The 4,203-nt window shown below is 48.0% G+C and carries 4 protein-coding genes and 4 tRNA genes; all 8 read right to left on the reverse strand.

Annotated elements, in window-relative coordinates:
- Positions 1-146: 146 nt before the first annotated feature.
- Positions 147-218, reverse strand: a tRNA-Gln gene (locus tag EKM70_RS11115).
- 9 nt (positions 219-227) lie between these two features.
- Positions 228-310: transfer RNA gene (locus EKM70_RS11120), tRNA-Tyr, on the reverse strand.
- An 83-nt stretch (positions 311-393) separates the two neighbouring features.
- Positions 394-1,209: a metallophosphoesterase gene (locus EKM70_RS11125; protein ID WP_225416442.1), complete on the reverse strand. Its 816-nt coding sequence runs from the start codon at positions 1,207-1,209 to the stop codon at positions 394-396.
- Between the two features lie 66 nt (positions 1,210-1,275).
- Positions 1,276-2,757, reverse strand: coding sequence for a peptide MFS transporter (locus tag EKM70_RS11130; RefSeq protein WP_125547800.1), 1,482 nt, complete (start codon positions 2,755-2,757; stop codon positions 1,276-1,278).
- A gap of 312 nt (positions 2,758-3,069) precedes the next feature.
- On the reverse strand, positions 3,070-3,369 hold the full coding sequence (locus tag EKM70_RS11135) for a PTS lactose/cellobiose transporter subunit IIA (RefSeq protein WP_125547802.1): 300 nt from the start codon (positions 3,367-3,369) through the stop codon (positions 3,070-3,072).
- A gap of 1 nt (position 3,370) precedes the next feature.
- Positions 3,371-3,694: a PTS sugar transporter subunit IIB gene (locus tag EKM70_RS11140; RefSeq protein WP_125547804.1), complete on the reverse strand. Its 324-nt coding sequence runs from the start codon at positions 3,692-3,694 to the stop codon at positions 3,371-3,373.
- 249 nt (positions 3,695-3,943) lie between these two features.
- Positions 3,944-4,016: transfer RNA gene (locus EKM70_RS11145), tRNA-Thr, on the reverse strand.
- A gap of 26 nt (positions 4,017-4,042) precedes the next feature.
- Positions 4,043-4,115: transfer RNA gene (locus tag EKM70_RS11150), tRNA-Asn, on the reverse strand.
- Between the last annotated feature and the right edge of the window lie 88 nt (positions 4,116-4,203).

The raw sequence follows: 4,203 nt of genomic DNA on the forward strand, positions 1-4,203 counted from the left end.
AGCAACTTTGTTAAAGAGTTGAATAATCGTCCACGCAAGGTCTTAGGCTGGAAAACTCCATCTGAAGTGTTCTATGGGAAAACGTTGCACTTGATTTGACAATTCGTCACACAAAAAAGCCAGCCACACACAGTGACTGGTTAAAGTTGGGCTAGCTGGGTTCGAACCAGCGCATGACAGGATCAAAACCTGTTGCCTTACCACTTGGCTATAGCCCAATAATAAAATGGTGGGGAGTGGATTCGAACCACCGAACCCGAAGGAGCGGATTTACAGTCCGCCGCGTTTAGCCAGACTTCGCTACCCCACCAAAAGCTTGAAACGTCGAAACGAATCAACGTTTATTATCATACAGAATTCTGTATAAATCGTCAAGCATTTTTTCCGATGTTTTTAGTTTAAATTCAGAATTCGGACCCGTTGCTGCCATTCTGAAGCAAAATCAGCCTGAGTCCACTCGTTAATCCGTCGATTGTGGTACCCCACCGCCTGATCGTAATACCAAGTACCATCCAACTGCCGGGGTGTAAAGTGCCGGTGGACGTGGCCAAAGAGGACCGTTTCCACTTGATTCTTAGCCAGAAGTTCCCCCATTTTGGGACTACCTAACAGCGCGTTGGCCATGTTCCAGAAACGATTATCATCCGTATAGCGAATAAACTCCCGGCGTGGCACGAAGTGTGTCATGAAAAGCACACGTTTGTCAGCCGCCCGGGCCAGGTCGAGCTGGTCTTGAATCAGTGGTAGCTCTACCGCCAAGCGTTCTGGATCAGACTGGGGTTGAGGAATACTGCCGTCCACCCAAAAAGCCCGTTTCCAAGTCGCAAAGTCTCTACCGACCAGGTTGTCGGCAAAACCGTAGTCATACCACCCGTTGTTCCCAACGATTCGCCAATCGGTCTCGGCAACGTCTAAAAACTGGCGATGCAGATACGTCGGCGCCAGAGAGGTCCCTAGATCGGCATAGGAGACGTCGTGGAGCATGTCGTGGTTACCAGCCACGAATCGCACCTGAGCAGGTGCTAAGGCCGCCTGCATGCGCTCAGCGTAGGCTAGAGATTGGGCAAAGTGATTGGTGATGTCGCCGGCAATGAGGTACACCCCTACTTGGTGTTGCTTCAACCAAGCCACGTGGGCTGGGATGACGGTGTCGAGTTCCTGATGATTCACGTCAAAATGTAGATCGCTGACCAATGCCACTTTAACCACGAAAAGACCTCCTCCACAAAAAAAGTGCTACCCCCATAGAGTAGCACTTTTTGCCGGCTAAATTGATTATTTAATTCCGGCCATCAAATTCTTAATTGGTTTAACCAGAGCGAACATGATTAACCCGGCAACAATGGCAACAATGGCCACGCCCAGGAAGTAACCACCTTCGTTACCTGGTGTGTAGAGCTTAACGACTTGGGCGTTAGCAGCTTGCCCAGCGGCATCGGCTAAGAACCACATACTCATCATTTGTGATTGGAAGGCCTTTGGTGCCAGCTTAGTCGTGACGGACAACCCAATTGGGGAAATCAGCAGTTCGGCAATTTCAACGATTGCCCAACTCCCAACTAACCACAGTGGGCTAATCTTAACGTCAGTCCCAAACATCGTCACAGGAACAACCATCAGTAAGAAGGAAGCCCCGGCGAACAACATCCCAGTTGCAAACTTGGCTGGTGAACTTGGTTGCTTCTTCCCCCAACGGTTCCACAACATCGCAAAGAATGGCGTGTAAATCAGAATGAATAATGGGTTTAACATTTGGTACCAAGAAGGCAGAATGTGGAAGCCCATGAAGTTGTTATTCGTTTGGTTAGCAGCGAATAAGGCCAAAACAGATGACCCTTGTTCTTCAATTGCCCAGAAGATGGTTGCAGCAATGAACAGGCCCAAGTAAGCCCAGACGTGCTTTCGTTCGGTTGGCGTAACCTTCTTACTCGTCAAGAAGATGACAAAGTAGATAACAGGTGCAGCCAAGGCGATCGTCGAAAGTAACATCACGAAGTTGTTTAAGTTCAGAGAACCTAACAAGAACATCAGGAGGATCACTAACCCGAAGGCAACTAAACCGACGAGAGAACGAACCGTTAATTTAGACATGTCACCTGGTTCCAAGGGGTCGGTTGGGTAAAGACTTTCTTTACTCAAGTACTTCTTACCACCGTACCAGTATTGAACCAAACCAAGGAACATCCCGATAGCGGCCAAGGAGAACCCTAAGTGGAAGTTGTAACCTAATCCTAACCACCCAACGATCAGTGGGGCAACCAGGGAACCTAAGTTAATCCCGAAGACGAAGATTGTGAACCCAGCATCACGCCGCGTGTCACCTTCGTCATAGAGACCCCCAACCATTTCAGAAACGTTAGGCTTCAACAGCCCAGTCCCTAAAACAATCAAGAGAATGGAAATGAAGAGGGCCATGGCCCCGGCAGGAATGGACAACGCAATGTGTCCGAACATGATTAAAACCCCACCGATGAAGACCGTCTTTCGACTCCCCCATACCCGGTCACTCAGGTAACCACCTAAAACGGAAGCCAAGTAAACCATGGATCCATAGATGGACATTACCGAAGCGGCTGTAGCTTGGTCGAAGCCCAGACCACCCTTGGTAACAGAGTAGTACATGTAGTAGATAAGGATGGCACGCATCCCGTAGTAACTGAACCGTTCCCACATTTCCGTGAAGAACAGAGTCGATAACCCCCGCGGTTGACCGAAGAAAGTGCGGTCTTGGGTAGGCGTTTCTGGTTTGTTATTCAAAACAATAATACCTCCAGTGCAATTGTCAAAATGAATATTTTTATTTTTGTTTCGCCGTCAAGAAAAAGGCGGTCGCTACAGTGTCTCATAGACCTCTAATAAAACATAGTAGTAATTATACTGCATGAAGTGCCGTTACGCAACGGTTTTCGGTAGAAAAAGCGTCGCATACCGCGTCACGCCTAGGAAAAAATAATGATGAAAGCATGAGGCGTCTCATGCAATCCTCTTATTTTTTATTCATTTCTAATCTACCCGCCTATTATACTTTTAATGAATAAAGTTACGATCAATATAAAAAAGACGCCGCGGTTAGTCGACGTCTTTCGCTGGTTTTAGGTTTAATAGTTGAATTAACTCAAAATTGCTCTCTACAGCCATCAGACTGTCCATGGCGTGAATCACCAAGATATCCGGGCCAAGACCTTTAGACGTCAGCTCAGCCATGATTTTAGTCTGAAATTGATGGGCAGCGACTAATTTGGCGCGACAGGGTGCTAGATTCGTCGGTGTTAGTTCCCCGGCGGCTGCCGCTTTCAGCAACAGCTGCTTCGCTTCACCCGCGGCCAGCAAGAGTTGCATCGCGAGTTGGGTTACCGTCGCAGGAACCATTTTAGTAGGCCACTGCGGGGTGCACAGCCAGTTGCTGACAAGTGAACTTCACAAGAGCCTGACTATTCAGCCAACCGTAGATGTCGTTAGGAATCACGGCCATTGGGACCTGGTCGCCAATCTTCGCTTGAATCTCGGCTTGATAGGCCACCTGTGGGGTCAACAAGACGAGGTCCTGATCAGCCAACAGTTCTGGTGTTAACTCCAAATAACTCACAGCCTGAAAATGCAAAGGTACCCGTTGTGTTTCCGATACCCGCTTAGCTTCCCCGATAAACAAATGGCTTGAGATTCCTTGACCGCAAACTAACAGAATGTTTTTCATGATGGCAACTCCCTATCCTTTTCTAGTTAACCTCAGGATAGCACTAATAGACCTATACCACAATGAGTTTATTCGAAAAATCAATTTGTCATTAATTTTAACTATCGTTGTCATGAAGGCATTCTCGTTTCTATACCAATTGGTATAGAAACATTAGACCAATTTGCATCTGACTAGACCAGTTGTCACCTACTCAATCAAGTTTCAGACACAAAAAAACTCCCAGTCAACGACTAGAAGTTTATCAGATGCCGGCTGAGGAATTCGAATCCCCGACCCTCGGTTTACGATACCGATGCTCTACCAGCTGAGCTAAGCCGGCATATCTGGCTAACGTGGTTAACCCGACTCCGGCAGGCGGGCTCGAACCGTCGACAACCTGATTAACAGTCAGGTGCTCTACCAACTGAGCTATGCCGGAATAATCGCGTAGCAACGTCCTATCCTCGCAGGGGGCGATCCCCCAACTACTATCAGCGTGCTGAAGCTTAACTTCCGTGTTCGGCATG

The organism is Levilactobacillus lindianensis (genome assembly GCF_003946095.1).
Classification (GTDB): domain Bacteria; phylum Bacillota; class Bacilli; order Lactobacillales; family Lactobacillaceae; genus Levilactobacillus; species Levilactobacillus lindianensis.